This is a genomic window from Kitasatospora aureofaciens (genome assembly GCF_019192735.1).
Taxonomy (GTDB): Bacteria; Actinomycetota; Actinomycetes; order Streptomycetales; family Streptomycetaceae; genus Kitasatospora; species Kitasatospora aureofaciens_A.
The window spans coordinates 85,616-106,739 of record NZ_JAHTKP010000013.1 but is presented as its reverse complement, the minus strand read 5'-3'; the positions used below and the strand labels follow the sequence as shown (position 1 = coordinate 106,739).

16 protein-coding genes are annotated in these 21,124 nt (G+C 73.4%); 9 read left to right on the top strand and 7 right to left on the bottom strand.

Annotated features, from left to right (window positions below; all coding sequences use genetic code 11):
- Window positions 1-153: 153 nt before the first annotated feature.
- The gene (locus KV557_RS16245) at window positions 154-1,686 is read left to right on the top strand and encodes a glycosyltransferase family 39 protein (protein WP_218200779.1); all 1,533 of its coding nucleotides are present in this window, start codon (window positions 154-156) and stop codon (window positions 1,684-1,686) included.
- 299 nt (window positions 1,687-1,985) lie between these two features.
- Here KV557_RS16245 and KV557_RS44460 read toward each other — a convergent pair whose 3' ends face one another.
- The gene (locus KV557_RS44460) at window positions 1,986-4,331 is read right to left on the bottom strand and encodes a serine hydrolase (protein ID WP_218200778.1); all 2,346 of its coding nucleotides are present in this window, start codon (window positions 4,329-4,331) and stop codon (window positions 1,986-1,988) included.
- A 298-nt stretch (window positions 4,332-4,629) separates the two neighbouring features.
- On the opposite strand from KV557_RS44460, the gene KV557_RS16235 reads away from it, so the two are divergent.
- From KV557_RS16235 to KV557_RS16225, 3 genes are all read left to right on the top strand, one after another.
- Window positions 4,630-5,370, top strand: a complete 741-nt coding sequence (locus KV557_RS16235) for a GOLPH3/VPS74 family protein (protein ID WP_218200777.1) — start codon at window positions 4,630-4,632, stop codon at window positions 5,368-5,370.
- Window positions 5,371-5,896: 526 nt separating this feature from the next.
- Window positions 5,897-6,760, top strand: a complete 864-nt coding sequence (locus tag KV557_RS16230) for a helix-turn-helix domain-containing protein (RefSeq protein ID WP_218200776.1) — start codon at window positions 5,897-5,899, stop codon at window positions 6,758-6,760.
- Window positions 6,757-6,996: a DUF397 domain-containing protein gene (locus tag KV557_RS16225; RefSeq protein ID WP_218200775.1), complete on the top strand. Its 240-nt coding sequence runs from the start codon at window positions 6,757-6,759 to the stop codon at window positions 6,994-6,996. Before KV557_RS16230 ends, KV557_RS16225 begins: the two co-directional genes overlap by 4 nt.
- Window positions 6,997-7,133: 137 nt before the next feature.
- Here KV557_RS16225 and KV557_RS16220 read toward each other — a convergent pair whose 3' ends face one another.
- Together KV557_RS16220 and KV557_RS16215 are read right to left on the bottom strand one after the other, a co-directional pair.
- Window positions 7,134-8,249, bottom strand: coding sequence for an ADP-ribosylglycohydrolase family protein (locus KV557_RS16220; protein WP_218200774.1), 1,116 nt, complete (start codon window positions 8,247-8,249; stop codon window positions 7,134-7,136).
- A gap of 175 nt (window positions 8,250-8,424) precedes the next feature.
- Entirely contained in the window at window positions 8,425-11,046 is a 2,622-nt protein-coding gene (locus tag KV557_RS16215; RefSeq protein WP_218200773.1) for a bifunctional FO biosynthesis protein CofGH, read from the bottom strand.
- Window positions 11,047-11,228: 182 nt separating this feature from the next.
- Here KV557_RS16215 and KV557_RS16210 point away from each other — a divergent pair, with 182 nt between their 5' ends.
- Genes KV557_RS16210 through KV557_RS16200 form a run of 3 tightly spaced genes read left to right on the top strand, consistent with a single transcriptional unit; the run spans window position 11,229 to window position 14,415 of the window.
- Window positions 11,229-12,464: a LolA family protein gene (locus KV557_RS16210; protein ID WP_218200770.1), complete on the top strand. Its 1,236-nt coding sequence runs from the start codon at window positions 11,229-11,231 to the stop codon at window positions 12,462-12,464.
- 3 nt (window positions 12,465-12,467) lie between these two features.
- Window positions 12,468-13,517: an ABC transporter ATP-binding protein gene (locus KV557_RS16205; RefSeq protein ID WP_218200769.1), complete on the top strand. Its 1,050-nt coding sequence runs from the start codon at window positions 12,468-12,470 to the stop codon at window positions 13,515-13,517.
- 4 nt (window positions 13,518-13,521) lie between these two features.
- Window positions 13,522-14,415 (top strand): ABC transporter permease, encoded by an 894-nt coding sequence (locus tag KV557_RS16200; protein WP_218200930.1) that lies wholly within the window; start codon window positions 13,522-13,524, stop codon window positions 14,413-14,415.
- 66 nt (window positions 14,416-14,481) lie between these two features.
- On the opposite strand, the gene rarD is transcribed toward KV557_RS16200, so the two are convergent.
- Both rarD and KV557_RS16190 read right to left on the bottom strand, forming a co-directional pair.
- Window positions 14,482-15,450: an EamA family transporter RarD gene (rarD, locus tag KV557_RS16195; protein WP_218200768.1), complete on the bottom strand. Its 969-nt coding sequence runs from the start codon at window positions 15,448-15,450 to the stop codon at window positions 14,482-14,484.
- Window positions 15,451-15,746: 296 nt separating this feature from the next.
- Entirely contained in the window at window positions 15,747-16,517 is a 771-nt protein-coding gene (locus KV557_RS16190) for a TetR/AcrR family transcriptional regulator C-terminal domain-containing protein (RefSeq protein WP_218200767.1), read from the bottom strand.
- Between the two features lie 41 nt (window positions 16,518-16,558).
- Between KV557_RS16190 and KV557_RS16185 the strand changes: the two genes are divergently transcribed.
- Together KV557_RS16185 and KV557_RS42640 are read left to right on the top strand one after the other, a co-directional pair.
- The gene (locus KV557_RS16185) at window positions 16,559-16,756 is read left to right on the top strand and encodes a DUF6011 domain-containing protein (protein WP_218200764.1); all 198 of its coding nucleotides are present in this window, start codon (window positions 16,559-16,561) and stop codon (window positions 16,754-16,756) included.
- A gap of 132 nt (window positions 16,757-16,888) precedes the next feature.
- Window positions 16,889-18,469 (top strand): serine/threonine-protein kinase, encoded by a 1,581-nt coding sequence (locus KV557_RS42640; RefSeq protein WP_308129923.1) that lies wholly within the window; start codon window positions 16,889-16,891, stop codon window positions 18,467-18,469.
- Window positions 18,470-18,476: 7 nt separating this feature from the next.
- Here the strand turns inward: KV557_RS42640 and KV557_RS16170 are convergent, their stop codons facing one another.
- Window positions 18,477-20,411 (bottom strand): tetratricopeptide repeat protein, encoded by a 1,935-nt coding sequence (locus KV557_RS16170; RefSeq protein ID WP_218200760.1) that lies wholly within the window; start codon window positions 20,409-20,411, stop codon window positions 18,477-18,479.
- Window positions 20,412-20,578: 167 nt separating this feature from the next.
- Window positions 20,579-20,992, bottom strand: coding sequence for a DUF3052 domain-containing protein (locus KV557_RS16165; protein ID WP_256177479.1), 414 nt, complete (start codon window positions 20,990-20,992; stop codon window positions 20,579-20,581).
- Window positions 20,993-21,124 lie beyond the last annotated feature (132 nt).

Here is a 21,124-nt window from a genome sequence, read left to right as displayed (position 1 = left end):
GGGGCCGTGTGGTGACAGGGCCGTTCACAGCGTACCGGATCGGGGTGGGGTGGGGGGTGGCGGCCGATGGTACGGGTGCCGACGGGGCGTCAGGACGGGTCAAGTAGCCTGCCGAGAGAGTGTTCGAACCTCGTCCGCCGATCGAAGGAACCGATGAGACCTGCTGCGCACCCGGTCGGCCGACTGCTGGGGCAGGTGTGGCTGTGGCCGGCGGTGGTCATGCTCGGGGTCGGCCTGTACCGGCTGGGGACGCCGGAGCTGTGGCGGGACGAGGTGGCGACGTGGACGGTGGCCACCCGGTCGCTGACGGATCTGCTGCGGCTGCTGCAACACATAGACGCGAGCAACGGCGCGTACTACCTGCTGATGCACGGCTGGACGGTGGTGTTCGGGGACTCCGTCGTGGCGCTGCGGCTGCCGTCGGTGCTGGCGATGGCCGGGGCGGCGGCATTCGTGGCGCTGTCCGCCGAGCGGCTGTTCGGCGGGCGGGTCGCGGCGGTGGGTGCGGGGCTGCTGTTCGCCGCAGTGCCGCAGGTGTCGCGGTACGCGCAGGAGGCGCGGGTGTACGCGCTGGTGACGTGCGCGATCGCGGCGGCCACCTGGTTCCTGCTGCGGGCGCTGGAGCGGCCGGGGTGGCGGCGGTGGACGCCGTACTGCGTGGCGATGGCGTTGGCGGGTGCGGGGCATCTGATCTCGTTCAGCACGGTGGCCGGGCAGGTGGCGGTGGTGTTGCTGCACCTGTGGCAGACGCGCGGGGCGGTGCAGCGGCGGCTGCTGTGGCAGTTCCCGGCGGCGGTGGCGGTCTCGGCGCTGCCGGTGCTGCCGGTGGTCTTCATGGGCAGCCGACAGTCGGACCGGCAGCTGGGCTGGATCGAGACGCCGTCGTTCCGGCTGCTGGTGCGGTTCGGTGAGCACCTGGCCGGCGCGCCGCACGTGTTCCAGGCCCTCGCCCTGCTGGCGCTGCCGGCGCTGGTGCTGCCGGGGCGGCGGGTGCAGGCGTGGCAGGCGCTGCTGCTGGCGGAGCTGCCGGTGGTGAGTGTGTGGGTGGTGTCGCGGGGCGGCACGTCGTACTTCATCGACCGGTACCTGCTGTTCACGCTGCCCGCCTGGGCGGTGCTGGCCGGGGGCGGTCTGGCGGCGGTGTACAAGGCGGTGACGGGCCTGGCCCGGCGCGGCCGGACGCCGCGGCAGGCCCGGACGGTCGGGGCGCTGCTGGCGCTGGGGCTGCTCGCGGTACCCGTGGTGGCGGCACTGCCGAAGCAGTCTGCGATCCGCCACGTGAGTTCGCACTCGGATTCCGAGGAGCCGTTCCGGGCCGCCGCCGACCTGATCGCCGCCGGGTACCGGCCGGGGGACGGGGTGGCCGTGCCGCTCGGGGAGCAGAGCTGGGCGATGGTCGGGCCGGGCGTCAGCTACTACCTGCCGTCGGACGTCCGTCCGTATCCGGTGTTCGTGGCGGAGAGCGCGGCCGAGGCGGAGGATCTGTCGCCGACGCTCTGCGCGCAGCCGGCCGCCTGCCTGGGACAGGGGCCGCGGATCTGGCTGCTGGTCCTCGGGGATACCACGGACCCGCTGTCGGCCATCCCCCCGGAGCAGGCGCAGGTATTCCGGGCGCGGTACGGCGCCCCCGACCGGGTGACGCCGCTCGGCGGGGTCACCCTCGCGCTGCTCGACCGGACGGGCTGAGGCCACCGGGAGCATCGATCGCTCCCGGATGCGGCCACCCAGGCGCCGGGTGGCCATGGAGCCTCGTGATCAGGGCGCCCGGACGCCCGTCCGCGGCCGAGGAGGGCACCCGTGACCGACCGGCCGACCGGCCCGCCCGCCCGCCCGCCCGCCGAGGGTGGCCCCGGAGGAGGCGCCGCTGGCCCGGTGGCTGGGCACCCGTACCGAGCCGGGCAGTTGGGGTGGCGCGCGCTGAAGAAACGGCGGAGGGGGAGCCGGTCCGGCCGGCTCCCCCTCCCCTTTCCGTACTTCTCAGGGCGTCAGAGCGTCCGGGTCAGGCGGGACTGGATGGACGGCGGGTTCAGGTCCGACTGGAGGGCCACCGGGACCTCCGTCTTGTTGTCGCCCGAACCCACGCGCAGCGTGCCGACCTCGGTGCCGGCAGTCGCCTTGTGGCCGACCTTCGTAGCGTCCAGGGCGAGGGTGCCGGTGATGCCGGGGAAGCCGGCCACGACGAGGTCCTTGGTCGCGACGACCGGGACCGTGCCGCCGAGCCCGTTGTCCACGGAGCCGACAACGTCGCCCTTCTTGGCGAGGGTCTGGCCGGTCACGCCGTTCTGCGCGGCTTGGATCTGCTTGCCGCTGACCTTCAGCACGGTCGGCAGGATCCCGTCGCCGGGGTTGGGCGAGGTGGCCTGCTGGCCGAGGGTGACGCCGAGGATCAGCCGCTTCACGCCGCCGATCTCCTTGTAGGCGGCCCACATCAGGCAGCCGCCGGCCGGGGTGCTGGAGCCGGTCTTGACGCCGATGACCCCGGTCTTCGGGTTGATCAGGTTGTTGGTGTTGGGGATCTTCTGGTTGTTGAAGGTGGTGTCCGGGGTGGACACGATCTGCCGGAAGATCTCGTCCTGCATGACCTGCTCGGCCAGCTTCAGCTGGTCCTTGGCGGTGCTCTTCGTGTCCGCGTTGTAGCCCGCCGGGTCGGCGTAGGCGGTGTTGGTCATGCCGAACTTGGCCGCGGTGTCGTTCATCTGCTTGACGAACTCCGCCTCGGAGCCGGAGTGGTAGCGGGCGAGCAGCCGGGCCACGTTGTTGGCCGACGGCAGCATCAGCAGCTCCAGGGCCTGGTACTCGGTCAGCACCTGGTTCTCGGTGAGCGTGACCTTCGACTCGTCGACGTTGCCGGACTCCTGCGCGGCCTGCTTGTCGACGGTGATCTTCGGTCCGCTCTCCCCCTTCTTCAGCGGGAACTTCTGCAGGATCAGGTACGCGTTCATCACCTTGGTGACGCTGGCGATCGAGGCCGGGGTCTCCGGACCGGAGCTGCCGAGGCTGCCGACGCCGACCACCTCGGCGGCGGACTGGCCCTTGGCCGGCCAGGCCAGGTCGAGCTGGTCGCCCGGGAAGCTGTAGCCGCTCGCGGCGGTCATCTTCACCTTCGCGTCCGGCAGCGGGCGCAGCAGCTGGGCCACGACCGCGGCGCCGAGCACCACGGCGAGGAAGAGCGTCCAGATGGTGACCCGCTTGAGCGCGCGGCGCAGCGGGGAGACCGGGCGGGAGTTGAGGGCCGCCAGGACCTCCATCGCCTCGGCGGTGTTCTCCGGCGACGGCAGCGGCTCGGGGACGGGCAGCGGCTCCGGCTTCGGCAGCGGCGGGACCGGCGGGATCGGCCGCGGGTCCGGGGTGGGCAGCGGTTCGGGGGCCGGGGTGGGGCCGGGCTCGGGCACGGGGGCCGGCTTCGGCAGCGGCTCCGGGCCGGGCTGCGGCTCCGGTTCGGGGACGGGCTTCGGCGCCGGGTGCGGCTCGGGCACCGGCTCCGGGACGGGGGCGGGCTCGGGCAGCGGGGCGGGGGCCGGCGGCTCGGGGACGGTGCCGGCGGCGGGGGCGAGGGGAGTGCTGAGCGGCTTGGGCTTCTCCAGCTTCTCAGCCTTCGACGGGCTCTCAGCGTTCTCGGCGTTCTCGGCCTTTGTCGCCGTCTCGGTGCTATCCGCGTTCTCGGCCTTTGCCGCCGTCTCGGCGCTCTCCGCGTTCTCGGCCTTGGTCTCGGCGGGCTCAGTCTTGGTCAGCTTCACGGGCGCGGCGGGCTCGTCGTCCTTCGACGTGTCGTCCTTCGACGTATCGTCCTTGGGCGCGTCGTCCTCGGGCGCGTCGTCCCCGGGCGTGTCGCCTTCGGAAGCCGCATCCTCGGCGTCCTCCGCGTCCTCCGCGTCCTCGTCCTCCGCCTTCGCCGCACCCGTCCGCATGGCGAGACGCGGGTCGGCGCCCGCCTTCCGCTCGGCCGCCGGCTTCTCCCCCTCCACCGGAGCCTCGGCCGACGGCTCGTCCGCCTCACCTTCGGAACTCCCGCTGCCGGACGGCTTCGCCAGCTCCTCGGGCAGCCGCAGCGCGGTGGTCGCGTTGTCCACCGGCAGCCGCAGCATCGTGGTCCTGCTGTCCACATCCCGGACACGGAGCTGCACGGTCGAGCCACCCTTGGCCCCCGCCTTCGGCGCGTCGCCGGACCCCTCGCCGGACGCGTCGGCGGAGACGTCGGAGGCGACATCGGCGGAGAGATCGGAGGCCCCGTCAGCGGCCGTGCCGGCGCGGGCGGTCGCCCCGGTCCGTTCGCGTTCGCGGTCCCGCTTCCCCTCGCCGTCCCGCAGCACCCTGTCGGGGGACTCGCCCACGTAACCCAGCCTCCTCAACGCCCGGCGGGGCACCGGCAGACCCGATTTCGGGAAGCCGACGCCCCGCCCCATGTACCTGTACAGTCTCCGCCACCGCCGGCCGATCCGGCCGCGCACACCCCGCCCGACCGGCCCTTATTGCCATCACCCGGCCGTATCGCGGTCCGTTCACCGGTCAGACGCAGGGCCTGCGCCCCCCGGTTCCCGGCCTTCACCGCAAGGTCACGATTCGGAGGCGTACTCGACAAGCCCGTGTGAGAGGCGTCACCCTGTCTCTCATCCACGCGGGGAGGCTTGGATGGGCAAGAGCCGCAGAACTGTTCCCGAGGAACTCTTGCTGCTCGCTTTGGACCCGACCACGGGTACCACGGCGCAGCCGCAGACCCTCGACCTCGGACTTGCCGGGGCACAGCTCGTCGAGCTGTCCCTGGCCGGACGGATCGTACCGGAGGGAGACCGGATCGCCGTGGTGCTCGCACGGCCGACCGGCGACCCGACTCTGGACCACGCACTGGAACTGCTGCGCCGACGCGGCAGTCCGGTCCGTGCGGTGCACTGGATCGGCGGGCCCCGACTGGGGCTTCGGCAGACGTATCTGGCGCACCTGGAGCGCTGCGGCATGGTGACCGCCGTGGCCGGCCAGGTGTGCGGGGTGCTGCCGACGACGCGCTACCAGGCGTCCGACGACTGCACCAACGCCGCGATCAAGCAGCGGCTGGACACCGCGATCCGCACCGGCGTGCCGCCGGACCCGCGGACGGCCGCGCTCGCCGCGCTGGCCCACTCGGTGGGCCTGGGCAAGCACCTGTACCCGGGCAACGAGGGGCGGTCCTCACGGTCGCGGCTGCGCGACCTGATCCGGTACGACCCGCTGGGCGGGATGGTCGCGCACGCCGTGATGGACGTGCAGAACGGCCTGCCGGCACCGCAGAACCGTTCGCCGCAGAGTTCCGGGACGGTCACCGGACGGTCGGGCGCCCGCGCGGCGGGCCGGGGTTCCGGCGGCCGGGCGGCCGCCTCCCGGGTCGGCGTCCGCTGACGGAGGTCCAAGGCGCCTGGGACGTCCGGAACGTCCAGGACGTCCCGGCACCGGAGGACAACACGCCCGGCGACAAGCCCGACGGCGCACACCGACTCGCTCGCGCCGCCCGTGGTCGCTGAGCGACCAGACGCACCGCCAGCAGTACCAGGAGCGAGGAGGGGCGGTCGCCCGCGACGGAAGTCGCCCGGCGACCGCCCCTCAGCCGTCCCCGAGGCCCCGCCAGGGTGCTCGGGGACGCCCGGCGGAGCCTGCCGCAGCATGTGCCACCAGCACATGCGCCGCCGGGGAGCTCGCCCGAAGCAGTACCGGTCCGAGCCGTTGAGCCGCACTACCACCTGGGAGCATCCGCCGTCTCACAGAAGCGCTTTTCCGATGATCTGTTCTACTGCGCTCCTGTGATTCCCCGGCGCCGACCTGGCCCAAGGTGACATGCTGCTCCGAGTCAGGGGGGTTGGTCCCAATTTCCGCAGTGTTCCGAGGACTGCCGTTCCAACGTTCACCAGAGGTCCGGCCGGAGGTCGACGTGTCCGCGAACATCAATCCCACCGTGCGCCGCCGACGCCTCGGCTCGGAGCTGCGCAAGCTCCGCGAGGGCCTCGGGATGACCGCGGAGGAGGTGGCCGGCCGGCTGATGGTCTCCCAGTCGAAGATCAGCCGACTGGAGAACGGCCGCCGCAGCATCAGCCAGCGGGACGTCCGCGACCTCTGCGACGTGTACAACGTGGCCGACGAGCAGATGCGCGCCAGCCTCATGGAGATGGCCAAGGAGTCCCGCCAGCGCGGCTGGTGGCACGACTTCAACGACATGCCGACCCCGTACAGCGTCTACATCGGCCTGGAGGCCGAGGCCTCCTCGATCCGCGCCTACGAATCCTCCTTCGTGCCCGGCCTCCTGCAGACCGAGCAGTACGCGCAGGCCGTCGTCGAGGGCACCCAGCCGGACACCGACGCACTCTCCGTGCAGCGCCGGGTGCAGGTGCGGATGAAGCGGCAGGACCGCGTCCACGGGGAGAACCAGCTGGGCAGTCTCTGGACCGTCATAGACGAGGCGGTCCTGCGCCGCGAGGTGGGCAGCCGCGAGGTGATGGCCCACCAGCTGAAGCACATGCTGGAGTTGAGCCAGCGCCCGAACATCACGATCCAGGTGATCCCGTTCTCGCACGGCGCACACCCCGGTATGACCGGGACATTCTCCCTGCTGGAGTTCCCCGAGTCAGCCGATTCGACGGTTGTCTACTTCGAAGGGGTGACGAGTGATCTTTGGCTGGAGAAGGAGGCCGATGTGCGCCGCTATACCAGTCTCTACGACTACCTGAGGGCGGCGGCGCTCGGTGTGGCGGAGAGCCGGTCACTGATAGCAGAGATTGAAGAGGGATTCCACACATGAGCACCACCTTCGAGAGCGGCACGGTCTGGCGGAAGAGCAGTCACAGCGGCGGCAACGGGGCCTGTGTGGAGATCGCCACGCCGGCCGCGGGGGCCGTCGCGGTCCGGGACTCCAAGGACCCTCAGGGCCCGCAACTGCACTTCTCCGCCGAGGCCTGGAACGCGTTCGCCACCGCCACCGGAGCCGGCGCCTTCGCAGCAGGCGGCTTCGATGCAGGCACCTTCGGCGAGCTCTGAACCGACCCCGTTCTCGGCCCAGTTGCCCGTAGCGGTGTCCGTCGCCCCGTCGGCGACGGTCGCAGCTACGGGCAACTGTGCTGCTGGGGCATGTTCCTCAGCGCACAAGCCTGTTCTTCAGCGCACCGGCCCGTTCTTCAGCGCACCACCGGGTACCGAATGGCCCAGGTGGCGCCCTCCGGGGTGTCCCCGCCGTGCAGTTCGGTGCCGTGCATCAGCTCCAGCACGAAGTCGTCGGCGAGTTCGAGGATCGCGCCGCGGCCCTCCAGCCCGGCCACCAGCCCGGGCGGCAGCGCGGTGTCGCCGTGCAGCACCCCGAGCAGGCTCCCGCAGATCGCTCCGGTGGAGTCGCTGTCCCCGGAGTGGTTGACGGCCAACAGCAGGCCCGAGCGCACGTCGTGCGCGACCAGCGCGCAGTACACCGCGATCGCCAGCGCCTCCTCGGCGACCCAGCCCTCCCCCAGCGCCTCCACCCGGTCTGCGGACGGCTCGCCGGCCCGCACCGCGTCCAGCGCCGCCCGCAGCGCGGCGGTGGTCTCCTCGTGCCCGTGCCGCTCGGAGAGCAGCGCCAGGGCCAGGTGGACGCCCTCCTCCAGGGTGCCGCCGCGGGCGATGCTCTGGACGATCACCGCGTACGCGCCCGCCGCGAGGTAGCCGGTCGGGTGGCCGTGGGTGAGTACCGAGCACTCCACCGCGAGCTGGAAGACCAGGCCCGGCTCCCACGTGGTGAGCAGCCCGAACGGCGCCGCCCGCACCACCGTGCCGCAGCCCTTGGAGTGCGGGTTCTTGGGGTGCTCCAGGGTCCCGAGCCGCTCGCCGTCCGGCCCGGCGAGGCCGGACAGACAGCCCTGGCCGGGGGCGCGCTGGGCGTACAGCCACTCCTCGCGGCCGAGCCAGCCGAGGTCGGGGCGGCGCTCGTCCGGGCCCCAGTCGCGCTGGGTGGCGGCCCAGCGCAGGTAGGCGAGGTGGAGGTCGGTGGGCGGGTGCCAGCTGCCGGTGTCCCGGCGGATGTGGGCGCGGATCAGGCCGTCGACGGTGAACAGCGTCAGCTGGGTGTCGTCGGTGATCGCGCCGAGCCGCCCGTACGCGGGGACGTAGTCGGTGACGCCCTGCGGGCCGTGCTGCGCCCGGATCTTGTCCAGCGCCTCGAACTCGACGCCCGCGCCGAGCGCGTCCCCGATCGCGCCGCCGAGCAGACAGCCCCGCACCCGGCTGCGGAAGTCCTGCTGCTGTGCGCGTGACCACAGTGGCATCACGACGGGGCGCCTTTCGTCCGGGACCGGCGGGAAACGGGGCGCGCGACGCTCGGCCGGTCGCACGCCCAGGCACTGTATGCGAAGACCTGAACGAATGGGTGGGGTCCATCGCACACCAGCGCCGTCCCGGGTGCCCGCCTCGGTCGAGGACGGGCACCGCCCCGGGCCCGCCTCAGTCCAGGACCGGCAGCAGCTCCGGCAGGTGCCCGTCCGAGGCCAGCGCGGCCGCCCGGCGCTCGGCCGGCACCTCGCCGTACGTCGTGGTGCGCTGGCGGTGCGGACGGCCCGCCGCCTCGGCGATCGCCTGGAGATCGCGGACGGACTTGTAGCTCCCGTACGCCGAACCGGCCATCCGCGAGATGGTCTCCTCCATCAGCGTGCCGCCGAGGTCGTTGGCGCCCGAGCGCAGCATCTCGGCCGCGCCCTCGGCCCCCAGCTTCACCCAGCTGGTCTGGATGTTGGGGATGTGCGGGTGCAGCAGCAGCCGGGCCATCGCGACCACCGCGCGGTTGTCCCGGGCGGTCGGGCCGGGCCGGGCGATGCCGGCCAGGTAGACCGGCGCGTTGGTGTGGATGAACGGCAGGGTCACGAACTCGGTGAAACCACCGGTGCCGTTGTGTTCAAGCGAGCGCTGCTGGATCTCCGCGAGCAACCGCAGGTGCCCGAGCCAGTGCCGCGGGGTGTCCACGTGCCCGTACATCATCGTCGACGAGGAACGGATGCCCAGTTCGTGCGCGGTGGTGACCACCTCGACCCAGGTGGCGGCCGGCAGCTTGCCCTTGGTGAGCACCCAGCGGACCTCGTCGTCCAGGATCTCGGCGGCCGTGCCCGGGATGGTGTCCAGGCCGGCCTCCTTCGCCTGCTGGAGCCAGTCGCGGATCGAGAGCCCGGTCCTGGTCGCGCCGTTGACCACCTCCATCGGCGAGAACGCGTGCACGTGGATGCCGGGCACCCGCTCCTTCACCGCGCGGGCGATGTCGAAGTACGCGGTACCGGGCAGGTCCGGGTGGATGCCGCCCTGCATGCACACCTCGGTGGCGCCCACCTCCCAGGCCTGCGCGGCCCGGTCGGCGACCTGCTGCAGCGACAGCGTGTAGGCGTCCGCGTCGGTGCGGCGCTGGGCGAAGGCGCAGAACCGGCAGCCGGTGTAGCAGACGTTGGTGAAGTTGATGTTCCGGGTGACGCAGTAGGTGACGTCGTCGCCGACCGCGTCGCGGCGGACGTCGTCGGCGATCCGGCAGAGCGCGTCCAGGGCCGGGCCGTCCGCGTGGAACAGGGCCAGCGCCTGGTCGTCGGTCAGCCCGGCCGGGTCGTCGGCGGCCACCGCCAGCGCCTCGCGCAGGTCCCCCGCCAGCCGCTCCGGCGCGCCCTCGGCGAGCACCTGCTCGCGCAGCACCTCCCAGTCGCCGTAGACGTCCTCGAAGTCGGCCCGGCGGTCGCCGGTGCGGCCCTCGGTGTCGATGGTGGTGTGCAGGTCGGTGCGCCCGTACGAGGCGGGCAGGTCCTCCGGCTCCTGCCACGGCCGGCCCTGGACCACCGCGTCCGGGCGGGCCAGGCCGGTCTCCGGGTCGGCCAGCGCGCGCACGTGCGGCAGCACCCGCGGGTCCAGCCACGGCTCGCCGCGCAGCACGTACTCGGGGTAGACGGCCAGGCGCTCGCGCAGCTCGAAGCCGGCCGCCGCCGAACGCTCGGCCAGCCGGTCGATCTGCGGCCACGGGCGCTCGGGGTTGACGTGGTCGGGGGTGAGCGGGGAGACCCCGCCCCAGTCGTCGATGCCGGCCTCGATCAGCCGCTCGTACTCGCCGTCCACCAGGTTCGGCGGCGCCTGGAGGCAGGCGGCCGGGCCCATGAGGTGCCGGGCCACCGCCACCGTGGCCACCAGCTCGTCCAGTTCGGCGTCCGGCATGCCGCGCATCGCCGTGTCCGGCTTGGCGCGGAAGTTCTGCAGGATCAGCTCCTGGATGCCGTGGTAGGCCCGGGAGACGCGGCGCAGCGCGAACAGCGACTCGGCGCGCTCCTCGTACGTCTCGCCGATGCCGATCAGCAGGCCGCTGGTGAAGGGGACGGAGCTGCGCCCGGCGTCCTCCAACACCCGCAGCCGGACGGCGGGTTCCTTGTCCGGCGAGCCGTGGTGCGGGCCGCCGGGCTCGCTCCACAGGCGGGTGGCGGTGGTCTCCAGCATCATGCCCATCGACGCCGAGACGGGCTTGAGCCGCTGGAAGTCCGTCCAGCTCAGCACCCCGGGGTTGAGGTGCGGGAGCAGGCCGGTCTCCTCCAGGATGCGGATCGACATCGCCCGCACGTAGGCGATGGTGTCGTCGTAGCCGTGCGCGTCCAGCCACTCGCGGGCCTCGGGCCAGCGGTCCTCGGGCTTGTCGCCGAGCGTGATCAGGGCTTCCTTGCAGCCGAGTTCGGCGCCGCGCCGGGCGACCGCCAGGACCTCGTCCGGGGACATGTACATCCCGTGGCCGGCGCGGCGCAGCTTGCCGGGGACGGTGGCGAAGGTGCAGTAGTGGCACTTGTCGCGGCAGAGCCGGGTGAGCGGGATGAAGACGCTCTTGGAGTAGGTGATGACGCCGGGCCGGCCGGCCGCTTCGAGTCCGGCGTCGCGCACCCGGGCGGCGCTCGCACACAGGTCGCGCAGGTCCTCGCCTCTGGCCTGCAGCAGCACCGCCGCCTCGGTGGCGTCGAGCGCGACGCCGTCCCGGGCCCGGCGCAGGGCGCGCCGCATCGCGTTCGCGGTCGGGGGCTGCGCAGTCGGAAGGTGGGTGCCGTCCTTGGCGGTTGCGTCCATGGCGCGACCCTACGCCAGGAGTCGTACCCCGGGAGGAGCCAACCCTGAGGTCTTCTCAGGGTCGGTGTACCCGGGAGGTTTACCCCGAAGTGGCCCTGCAGGGCGATGACTCGGGCGCTGTGCGAGCCTCTAATGGAGGGGCACGGGCAATCGGTTGTGTTCGCAGAGGAGTTGAGGACGCCATGACCAATGACACGGCGGCGGGGGAGAACGTGGACGGCGGCGTGCCGTACCGCTCGCGACGACGCACGCTGATGCGGGCGGGAGTGCCGCTGGCGGTGGCCGCGGTGATCGCCACGGGTGTCGGGCTGGTACCCGCGCTGGCCGCCGACTCCCCGCCGGACCTGCCGTCGCTGACGGCGGAGCAGGTGGTGGCCAAGGTGCTCGGCTCGGACGCGCAGGCGCTCTCCGGGACGGTCTCGGTCTCGACCGACCTCGGGGTGCCGACCCAGCTGCTCGGCGCGGCGGCCGGCGGGCTGGGCGCGGCGGCCGGGCGGGGCGGCGGGCAGGACCAGGGTTCGTCCGCGGATCCGCAGACCAAGCTGCTCGGGCTGCTCGGCGGCGACCAGACCCTGCGGGTCGCCGTGGACGGCCCGGACCACCAGCGGGTCGACCTGCTGGAGAACATGGCCGGCTACACCCTGGTCCACAACGGCGACCAGTCCTGGGCCTGGGACAGCTCGACCAACCAGGCTGTGCACGAGACCGGCCAGGCCGCCCGGCACACCGGCGCCGAGCACCCCAAGGCGCCGCTGACCGGGGTGCCGACCACCCCGCAGGAGGCCGCCAAGCAGTTCCTGACCGAGAGCGCGGGCACCACCTCGGTCACCGTGGCCGGCACCGCCAAGGTGGCCGGGCAGAACGCCTACCAGCTCAGCGTCAAGCCCACCCAGTCCGGCTCGACCATCCAGGAGGTCCGGATCGCGGTGGCCGCCGACAACGGCGTGCCGCTCTCGGTCGAGGTCTTGGGCACCGACGGCAGCACGGTGCTGGACGTCCACTTCACCGACGTCTCGTTCGCCAAGCCGGCCGCCAAGACCTTCGACTTCACCGTGCCCAAGGGCGCCAAGGTGACGGAGCACAAGGCGGACGAGGCGCGCGGCCAGGACGGCAAGAAGGAGGCCGCCCGGACCGCCGGTGACGTCAACGTGATCGGCGAGGGCTGGACCTCGGTGGTCACCGGGCACCTGCCCAGCGGGCCGGTCGGCGCGCCGGAGGACGGCGCGAAGAACGGCAAGCACCACGGCAACGGCGGGTTCCAGAACCCGCAGGCGCTGGTCAAGTCGCTCGGCAAGCCGGTCAACGGCGGCACCCTGATCAGCACCAAGGTGCTGAACGTCCTGATCACGGACGACGGCCGGGTCTTCGCCGGCGCGGTGACCCCGTCGGTCCTGCAGAGCGCGGCCGGGGTGAAGTAACGGATGACCGAGACTCCCGTAACGGGGGACGTTACGGAGTCGGCCGGGGGCCGGGGCGCCGAGGCGCGCCCGGCCCCCGTTCCCGCCCCCTCGCACCCCGCGCCTCTCCCCGGGGACGACGTGATCCGGACCCAGGGCCTGACCAAGCGCTTCCGCGGCGGACAGCTCGCCGTCGACGGGCTGGACCTCGCCGTCCCGCGCGGCTCGGTCTTCGGCTTCCTCGGCCCCAACGGCTCCGGCAAGACCACCACCATCCGGATGCTGATGGGCCTGATCGCCCCCACCTCGGGCGTGGCGACCGTCCTCGGCGAGTCGATGCCGCAGTCCGTCGCCTCCGTGCTGCCCCGGGTCGGCGCACTGATCGAGGGCCCGGCGCTGTACGGCTTCCTCTCCGGCCGCGACAACCTCGCCCGGTTCGACGCCGCCGACTCCACCGCCGACCCGCGCACCCGGCGCCGCCGGGTCGAGGAGGCGCTGGAGCGGGTCGGGCTCACCGCGGCGGCGGGCAAGAAGGCCCGCGCGTACTCGCTGGGCATGAAGCAGCGGCTCGGCCTGGCCTCGGCATTGCTCCAGCCGCGCGAACTGCTCGTCCTGGACGAGCCGACCAACGGCCTGGACCCGCAGGGCATGCGCGAGATCCGGGCGCTGGTGCGGGAGGTCGCGGCGGAGGGCACCACGGTGTTCCTCTCCTCGCACCTGCTCGACGAGATCGAGCACGTCTGCACCCACGCGGCGGTGATGTCCCGCGGCCGGCTCGTGGTGCAGGGCACCGTCGCCGAGCTGGCCGCCCGGGCACAGGGCCGGCTGGTGGTCCGTACGCCCGACGTCGCGCAGGCCGCCGAGGTGCTGGCGGCGCACCAGGTCGCGGACGTGGTGCGGGGCGAGGACCGGGTGGACGGGGAGCTGGGCGCTCCCGGGGACGCCGCGCTGCCGAAGCTGTGCGCGGCGCTGGTCGAGGCCGGCGTGCGGGTGCACGGATTCGGGCTGGAGCGGGGCACGTTGGAGGACGCCTTCGTGGCGCTGACCGGGGAGGGCTTCGATGTCGCAGGCTGATTCGATGTCGCGGGCCGAGGCACTGCCGGTTCTGTCGGGGGCGGTCACGTCGGGGCGCAGGCCGCAGACGGCCGCCGGGTTCCTGGCGCTGTTCCGCAACGAGCTGCACCTGACGTTCCGCCGGATGCGGACCCTGGTGCTGCTGGGGATCCTGGCGGCGCTGCCGATCCTGATCGGCGTGATCATCAAGGTCAACACGGACAGCCCGCGCGGCGGAGGCGGCGGCGCGCCGAGCTTCATCGCGCAGACCACCCAGAACGGCCTGTTCCTGGTGTTCACCGCGCTCGCCGTGGCGCTGCCGGTCTTCCTGCCGATGACGGTCGGCGTGGTCGCCGGGGACTCGGTGGCGGGCGAGGCGGCCACCGGGACGCTGCGCTACCTGCTGGTCGCACCGGCCGGGCGGACCAGGCTGCTGGCCGCCAAGTTCACCGCCGGGCTGGCGTTCTGCCTGGCGGCCACCGCGGCCGTCGCGGTGACGGCCCTCGCCACCGGCGCCGCGCTGTTCCCGCTCGGCAAGGTCACGCTGCTCTCCGGCGACACCATCGGCCTCGGCGAGGCGCTGCCGCGCGCGCTGTTGGTGGCCGCCATGGTGGCCCTCTCGCTGGCCGGGCTGGTGGCGATCGGGCTGTTCGTCTCGACGCTCACCGGCAGCGGCATCGCGGCGATGGCCACCACCGTGGTGCTGGTGATCACCGTGCAGATCCTGGACAGCTTCCCGCAGCTGGACGCGATCCGGCCGTTCCTCTTCACCCACTACTGGCTCAGCTTCGCGGACCTGCTGCGCGCGCCGATGTACTGGGACGGCATGCTGAAGAACCTCGGCCTGCAGGCCGCCTACATCGCCGTGTTCGGCTCGGCGGCCTGGGCGCGGTTCTCCAGCCGGGACATCAGCGCCTGAGCCCTGTTGGTGGGCTGCTCAGCGGGTGGGCTGCTGAGCGGGCGACCTGCTGAGCGGGTGGCCTGCTCAGCGGGTGGCCGCCGGGGCGGGGACGGGCTGCGGCACGGCTGCCGCGGCCCGCTCCGCGCGGTCGGCCCGCACCCGGCGCAGCGCGTCCCAGGTGAGCAGCGCGAGCGCCACCCAGACCAGGGCGAAGCCGGCCCAGCGGGCGGTGGGCATCGACTCGTGGAACACCGTCACGCCGATCAGGAACTGGAACACCGGCGCCAGGTACTGCAGCAGCCCGAGCACGGTCAGCGGCACCCGGACGGCCGCCGCGCCGAAGCACAGCAGCGGGATCGCGGTGATCACCCCGCTGAGCATCAGCAGCCCCGAGTGGCCCCAGCCGTACGAGCCGGCCACCGTGTGCCCGAAGGTGCCGTGCCCGCTGACCTCCAGGTACACCAGGTAGGCCAGGGCGAACGGGAACATGAAGGCGCTCTCCGCCGCCAGGCTCTCCACGCCGCTCAGGCCGACCGTCTTCTTCAGCAGGCCGTAGGTGGCGAAGGAGAGCGCGAGGGTGAGGGCGATCCACGGCAGCTGCCCGTACGCGACCGTCAGCACCGCGACCGCCGCCGCGCCGATGCCGACCGCCGTCCACTGCGCGACGCGCAGGCGCTCCTTGAGCACCAGGACGCCGAAGCCGATGGTCACCAGCGGGTTGATGAAGTAGCCGAGGCTGGTCTCGACGACGTGCCCGGCGTTGACCGCCCAGATGTAGACGCCCCAGTTGACCGAGATCACGGCCGCGGCCGCGGCCAGCATCGCGAGCCGGCGGGGCTGGCGCAGCAGCGGGCGTATCCAGCCCCAGTGCCGCTGGGCGACCAGCAGCAGCATCACCGCGACCAGGGACCAGACCATCCGGTTGGCCAGGATGTCGTCGGCAGCGCCGGGCTCCAGCAGCGGCCAGAACAGCGGGAAGAGCCCCCAGATGCCGTAGGCCGCGGCCCCGTACCAGAGGCCTCGGCCGCTCTCCTGCTTGGTTGTGTCCGGCATGAGCCGCCTGCCCTCCGCGCGCGCGTATGTCGAGGCGACGGTAGCGGGCGGGAGGGCAGGATGTCATCTCCGTTTCCGGAGTTTGGTCATGACACTGCTCAAGGGCTGGGACGGTTACGCCTTCAGCACGGCGCGGACGGACTCGGCGAGCGGGACGGTCGGGCGGCCGATCAGGCGGGCCAGGTCGCCCGGGGTGCCGGCGCTGCCGAGCTTGAGACGCCGGCACTACAACTGCATCGGCTCCTGCTGGATCGGCCCGTGCTTGATCGGCTCCTGCTGGATCGGCTCCCGCTTGATCAGCGCGACAAGCTGATCAGCGCGGCGAGCCCGTCCAGGACGCGGGCCAGCCCGAACGCGTAGGCGTGGTCCGGGTCGTAGGCGCCGCCGTGCGCCTCGCCGGCCGCAGCGCCGACCCGGGCCGCCACCGGGTAGCGCTCGGCGTCGAAGACCCGGGCCAGCAGGTCGGCGTTGGCGGCCCACCACTGCTCGTCCGTCATCGCGCTGTCCTGCTGGGCGGCCCGCTCGTCGGCGGCCATCCGGGCGCAGGTCTGGACGAAGCCGAGCAGGTGCGTCAGCGCGGCGTCCAGGTCCACGTCCGGCAGGCCGGTGCCCTCGAAGGCGCGCAGCTCGTACTCGTACTTGGCCATCAGGCCCGGGCCCAGCGGCGGCCGGCTGGTGGAGACGGCCGCCACCCACGGGTGGGCGCGGTAGAGCGCCCGGTTGTCGTCGGCGACGGCGGTCACCCGGGCGCGCCAGCCGTCGTCGGCAGGGGCCGTGCGGGGCATCGTCGCGTAGACGGTGTCCAGCATCAGGTCGAGCAGCTCCGCCTTGCCGGGCACGTACGTGTACAGCGCCATCGGGGACAGCCCGAGCTCCTGCGCCATCCGCCGCATGGTGACCGCGTCCACGCCCTCCGCGTCGGCGAGCGCGATGGCCGCCGCGGCGATCTCGCCGGTCGAACGGGCCTGCCTGGGGCCGCGCCGGCCGGGCTTCTCCTCGGTGGTCAGCCCCCAGAGCAGGGCGAGGGTGCGCGCCGGGTCTCCTGCGCTGCTGCGGTCCGTGGCCATAGGACGATCCTTTCACGGCCCCGCCCGACTACCGTCTCCTCATGACCAGCACCGACGATCAGCTGCCCGGCACCGGCACCCCGGAGGCCGTCCGCCCCCGCGTCACCTGCCGCCGCTGCCACCGCCCGCTGCACGACCCGGAGTCCCGCATCCTCCGGCTCGGCCCCGAGTGCCGCGACCCGGCCGAACGCGTCCCCCGCTTCGACGTCGACCAGGACCCCCTCCCGGGTATCGGCTAGCCGGCGGTCGGCCGGCCAACCCGTTCACTTGGGCGCGACCGGGATCGCGTACGGTCGGGGCGACAGTGGCAGGGGCCGGGACGGCAGGGGGTGGGCAGGGTGCGGGAGCTGCGGGACGGGGATCCGCGGCAGGTGGGCGCGTATCGGCTGGTGGGACGGATCGGGTCCGGCGGGATGGGGCGGGTGTATCTCGGGCGGACGGTCAGCGGGCGGCTGGTTGCGGTCAAGACGCTGCTCGCCGAAGGCATGGCCACCGACGAGGACCGGCGGCGCTTCGCCCGGGAGGTGGCGCTGGCGCGCCGGGTGACCGGCCTGTACACCGTCGCGGTGGTGGACGCGGACGCCGAGGCGCCGGTGCCGTGGATGGCCACGGAGTACGTCCCCGCCCCCTCGCTCGCCGAACTCGTCAAGCGGGCGGGCCCGTTGCACCCGCCGGCCGCGGTGCGCCGGGTCGCCGCCGGGATGGCGGAGGCGCTGGCCGACCTGCACCGGTCGGGTGTGGTGCACCGGGATGTGAAGCCCGCCAACGTGCTGCTGCCGACGACCGGTCCGCGGCTGATCGACTTCGGCATCTCGCACGCCACGGACCTGACCCGGACCTCCCTCACCCTGGGCACGATCGCCTACACCTCCCCCGAACAGGCCCGCGGCGAGGCCTCCGTGAGCGCGTCCGACGTCTACTCGACGGGCGCGACGCTCTTCCACCTCGCGGTCGGCCGCCCGCCGTACGCCGACACCTCCGACACGCTGCGGCTGCTCGGGCAGGTGCAGCGCGGCGAGCTGGACCTGGCCGGGCTGCCGTCCGAGCTGGACGGGCTGGTCCGCGCCTGCCTGGCCCTCGACCCGGCGGACCGGCCGACCCCGGCCGAGCTGCTCGCGGACTTCCGGTCGACGGCGGACGAGCCCGGGGGCGTCCAACTGCCGGAGCCCTGGACGGCGTTGATCCGGGAGTACCAGGAGCGCGTCCATGAGCCCGCGGTGCCGGCCGCGGAGCGGCCGACGCGCCTGCGGCCGGCCTGGCCGACGAAGACCCGGGTCCTGCCGGCAGGCTCGGAGCTGGAGACGGCCCGACTCGCCGCTCCTCCCCCGGAAGGTTCCGGCCGGCATCCCCGCCGCACACGCCCGCGCGCCCTGCTCGCGGCCCTCGTCGTCGCGGCGGCCGGCATCCTCGCCGTCCCGTCGAGCACCGTCCACGTCCCGCTGCCTGCCGATCCGGCCGTCGACGCCGCGTTCCAGCAGCTCGGAAAGGGTGACTGCGTCGACTCGGTGTTCGGGCCGGACGGGTTCAGCCCGGCCGTCCCGCGGCAGGTGGACTGCGGCGCGGACGACGCCTACCTGATCGTCCGGAACCGCACCACGGACGAGAACGTCTGCGACTCCGGCGCGGGCGAGGAGACCTGGTCGAACGGCAGCGAGCGGACGGCCGACCGGCTCTTCCTGTGCGTCAGGCGGCAGTTCCGGGTCGGCGAGTGCGTCCCGACGGACGTCGCGCCGACCCCGGGGCCGGTGCGCTCCGAGGACATGTGGCAGCCCCACCCGTGCGGTGGGGCCGCCGGCCGGGAGCTGGTGATCGCCAAGGTGACGCCCGTCGACGCCCAGGTCGCGCAGGGCGCCCAACCCTCGCCCAGTACGGCGGAGTTGTGCGGCTCCGGCGACTACTGGCGGTTCGACGGCCCCGACGCGCACGTCTGTCTGGAGCGCCCGCGCACCTGAGCCGACGTCACCCGCGGCCGAGGAGGCGCCGGAAGAAGCCGCCGGGGCGGGCCTCGGTCTGGGGTTCAGGCGCAGGAGCGGGAGCAGACTCGGCAGAAGCCTCCTCCGCGTTGCCCGCCCTGTCGGCCTTGCCCGCCTTGTCGGCCTTGTCGGCCTGGACCAGCTGCCGCGCGAGGTCGAGGTCGGCCGGGGGCAGCCAGGGCGCGGCGAGCATCAGCGCGCCCACCGACCGCAGCATGGTCACGAGCCGCGTCCGGCGCGCCTCGTCGCAGTACTGCAGGCGTAGTTGGAGTTGCGCGGCGATGTCGGCGCGCGTCTCGGGGTGTGTCCAGCCGATCGCGACCAGCGCGAAGCCGGCCGCCTCGACGACCCAGTCCTCCGGCCCGAGCAGCAGGTCGAGCAGCACCCGGCGGCGGTCCGAGTCCGGCCACGGCTGGTCGGTGCGGTGGTGGGCGATGCCGAGGCAGGCGAAGGTCTGGACGGCGCGCACCCACAGCTCGGGCTGGTGGGCCAGCAGGGCCCGGCCGAGGTCGTCCTCGCGCGGTGCGGGCGGGTGGGCGAGGACGCCGACGAGGTCGTCGAGCGGCACCCCGGCGAGCCGGACGGCGTGGTCGTACGCGGCGGGGACGGTCGGCCAGACGATCTCGGCGGTGGCGCGGACGAGTTCGGCGCTCTCCGGGGCGGGCGGGGCGACGGCGGGGCGCGGGTCGGTGCCGTCCCACATCCAGACGCGGGTGGCGGGTTCGCGCAGCGGGCAGCGCGGGTCCGGTTCGAGCACGGCCTGGTAGCTGACGGTGACGCGCGGCAGCGCGAGCTGGACGGCCAGCAGCGAGCTGGGCGGTTCGAGGGCGGAGACGCTGCAGTCGATCTCGTTGTCCCGGGTGGTGTCGGGATCGGCGAGGACCTGGTGGAGCACGTTGACGGTGGCCTCGGTGGCGCCGGGCACCATGCCGAGCCAGGGCTCCCGGTGGCTGAGCCGTTCGAGGAGGTCCTGGGCGTAGTCGTGGTCGGGGTGGGCGCGGTGGTGGTCGGCGAGGGCGAGCAGGTGGGCGGTGCTGCCGTCGGCGGCGTGCCGCAGGCCGTGGCGCGCGGGGGCGGCCTTCGGGTGGTCGGGTTCGGCGGCGAGGACGCGGTCCAGCCAGGGCAGGCCGTCGGCGGGGCGGCCGAGGGCGCCGTACAGTTCGGCGACGTCGACGGCGAGGTAGCTGCTGGAGTCGTCCAGGACCGGTTCGGCGCGGCCGAGTTCGGCCTCCCAGACGGCGAGGGCCCGTTCCGGCCGGCCGTGGGCGCGCAGGGCGTTGCCGAGCATGACGGACGGCATGTGTCCGGGGGCCAGCCGGTGGGCGTGCTCGGCGAGTTCGACGGCGCGGGCGGTGCTGCCGAGGCGGCGGGTGAGGCCGGAGGCCATCGCGAGGAGCAGCGCGTGGTCGGGGTGGCGGGCCACGACGGCCTGCACGAAGTCCTCGAACGGCTGGACGGCGGGCGTGAGTTCGGCGGGCAGCGGGTCGGGCAGGGTGCCGGCGGCGCGGGCGACGGCCTGGGCGACGGCGTCGGGATCGACGAGGCCGGGCAGGTCCTCGCGGGCGAGCCAGGCAGTGTGCGCCCAGGGTCTGCCGGGCTCGTACTGGATCGCGGAGGCGAGCAGGCCGATTGCGGTGTCCCAGTCGCCGGCTGCCGCCTCGACGTGGGCGCGGCAGACGACGGTGCCCAGGTAGACCTGGCCTTCGAGCGGGAACAGCTCGCGGGCCGCGGCCGGTCCGCCGGCGGCGGCGCAGAGTTCGGCCAGCGCCTCGTGCAGCTCGGGCAGCTGCGGGTCGCTGAGCACGGCGTCGGCCAGGTGGTCGGCGGCGTGCGGGAGGTCGCCGGAGTCGATCGCCAGCCGGGCGACCGCCACCTCTCCCTCGGCCGCCAGCCGTTCGTCTCCGTCGCCCGTGTGTTCCATGTCCGGTCCCCCGTCGAGGTGTCTCCGATGTGCGCGGACGAGGCTATCCCGCGCATATGACGAGAGGATCATCAGCTACACGGAAGAGCTGCCGGCGACGGCACCTGGCGCGGGCTGGCGCGTGAGGGCGCAGGAAGTCGGCCGGGCCGACTTCCTGCGCCCTGGCACTACCGCTTTCCGTTGGCGAGGCGGATACCGCTCCAGTCCTTGCCGACACTGATGCTCTTCATCGGGGACAGGCCCGCGGTCTGGGCGGCGTCCTGGATGTCGCTGGGTTCGATGTAGCCGTTGCGGCCGGACTTGGGGGTGAGCAGCCAGATCGTCCCACCGTCCTCCAGGAGGCCGATGGCGTCCACCAGAGCATCGGTGACGTCGCCGTCCTCGTCGCGGAGCCAGAGGAGGACGACGTCGGCCACGTCGTCGTAGTCCTCGTCGACGAGGTCCTGGCCGATCAACGACTCGATGCCCTCGCGGAGGTCCTGGTCGACGTCGTCGTCGAAGCCGATCTCCTGGACGACCTGCCCGGGCTCGAAGCCGAGCCGGGCAGCGGGGTTGGTGCGCTCTTCCTCTGATGTCGCCATCACGGTGTTCCTTCTGTCCCGAGGCGCCGATCGCCCCGCACGCGAGTAGCCAACCAGACACGGAGGGTGGCGGACGCGAGGAATGCACGGCGCCACGCCGGTCGCCGCCGACCACCCGGGGCTCGTCGCACA

What these genes read in the sequence shown, in the direction of transcription:
- KV557_RS16205 (WP_218200769.1), top strand. Translation starts at nt 12,468, where the DNA reads ATGACCGAGACTCCCGTAACGGGGGACGTTACGGAGTCGGCCGGGGGC.
- KV557_RS16185 (WP_218200764.1), top strand. Translation starts at nt 16,559, where the DNA reads ATGACCAGCACCGACGATCAGCTGCCCGGCACCGGCACCCCGGAGGCC.
- KV557_RS16235 (WP_218200777.1), top strand. Translation starts at nt 4,630, where the DNA reads ATGGGCAAGAGCCGCAGAACTGTTCCCGAGGAACTCTTGCTGCTCGCT.
- KV557_RS16165 (WP_256177479.1), bottom strand. Translation starts at nt 20,992, where the DNA reads ATGGCGACATCAGAGGAAGAGCGCACCAACCCCGCTGCCCGGCTCGGC.
- KV557_RS16170 (WP_218200760.1), bottom strand. Translation starts at nt 20,411, where the DNA reads ATGGAACACACGGGCGACGGAGACGAACGGCTGGCGGCCGAGGGAGAG.
- KV557_RS16220 (WP_218200774.1), bottom strand. Translation starts at nt 8,249, where the DNA reads ATGCCACTGTGGTCACGCGCACAGCAGCAGGACTTCCGCAGCCGGGTG.
- KV557_RS16225 (WP_218200775.1), top strand. Translation starts at nt 6,757, where the DNA reads ATGAGCACCACCTTCGAGAGCGGCACGGTCTGGCGGAAGAGCAGTCAC.
- KV557_RS16200 (WP_218200930.1), top strand. Translation starts at nt 13,522, where the DNA reads ATGTCGCGGGCCGAGGCACTGCCGGTTCTGTCGGGGGCGGTCACGTCG.
- rarD (WP_218200768.1), bottom strand. Translation starts at nt 15,450, where the DNA reads ATGCCGGACACAACCAAGCAGGAGAGCGGCCGAGGCCTCTGGTACGGG.
- KV557_RS16210 (WP_218200770.1), top strand. Translation starts at nt 11,229, where the DNA reads ATGACCAATGACACGGCGGCGGGGGAGAACGTGGACGGCGGCGTGCCG.
- KV557_RS16245 (WP_218200779.1), top strand. Translation starts at nt 154, where the DNA reads ATGAGACCTGCTGCGCACCCGGTCGGCCGACTGCTGGGGCAGGTGTGG.
- KV557_RS16215 (WP_218200773.1), bottom strand. Translation starts at nt 11,046, where the DNA reads ATGGACGCAACCGCCAAGGACGGCACCCACCTTCCGACTGCGCAGCCC.
- KV557_RS16190 (WP_218200767.1), bottom strand. Translation starts at nt 16,517, where the DNA reads ATGGCCACGGACCGCAGCAGCGCAGGAGACCCGGCGCGCACCCTCGCC.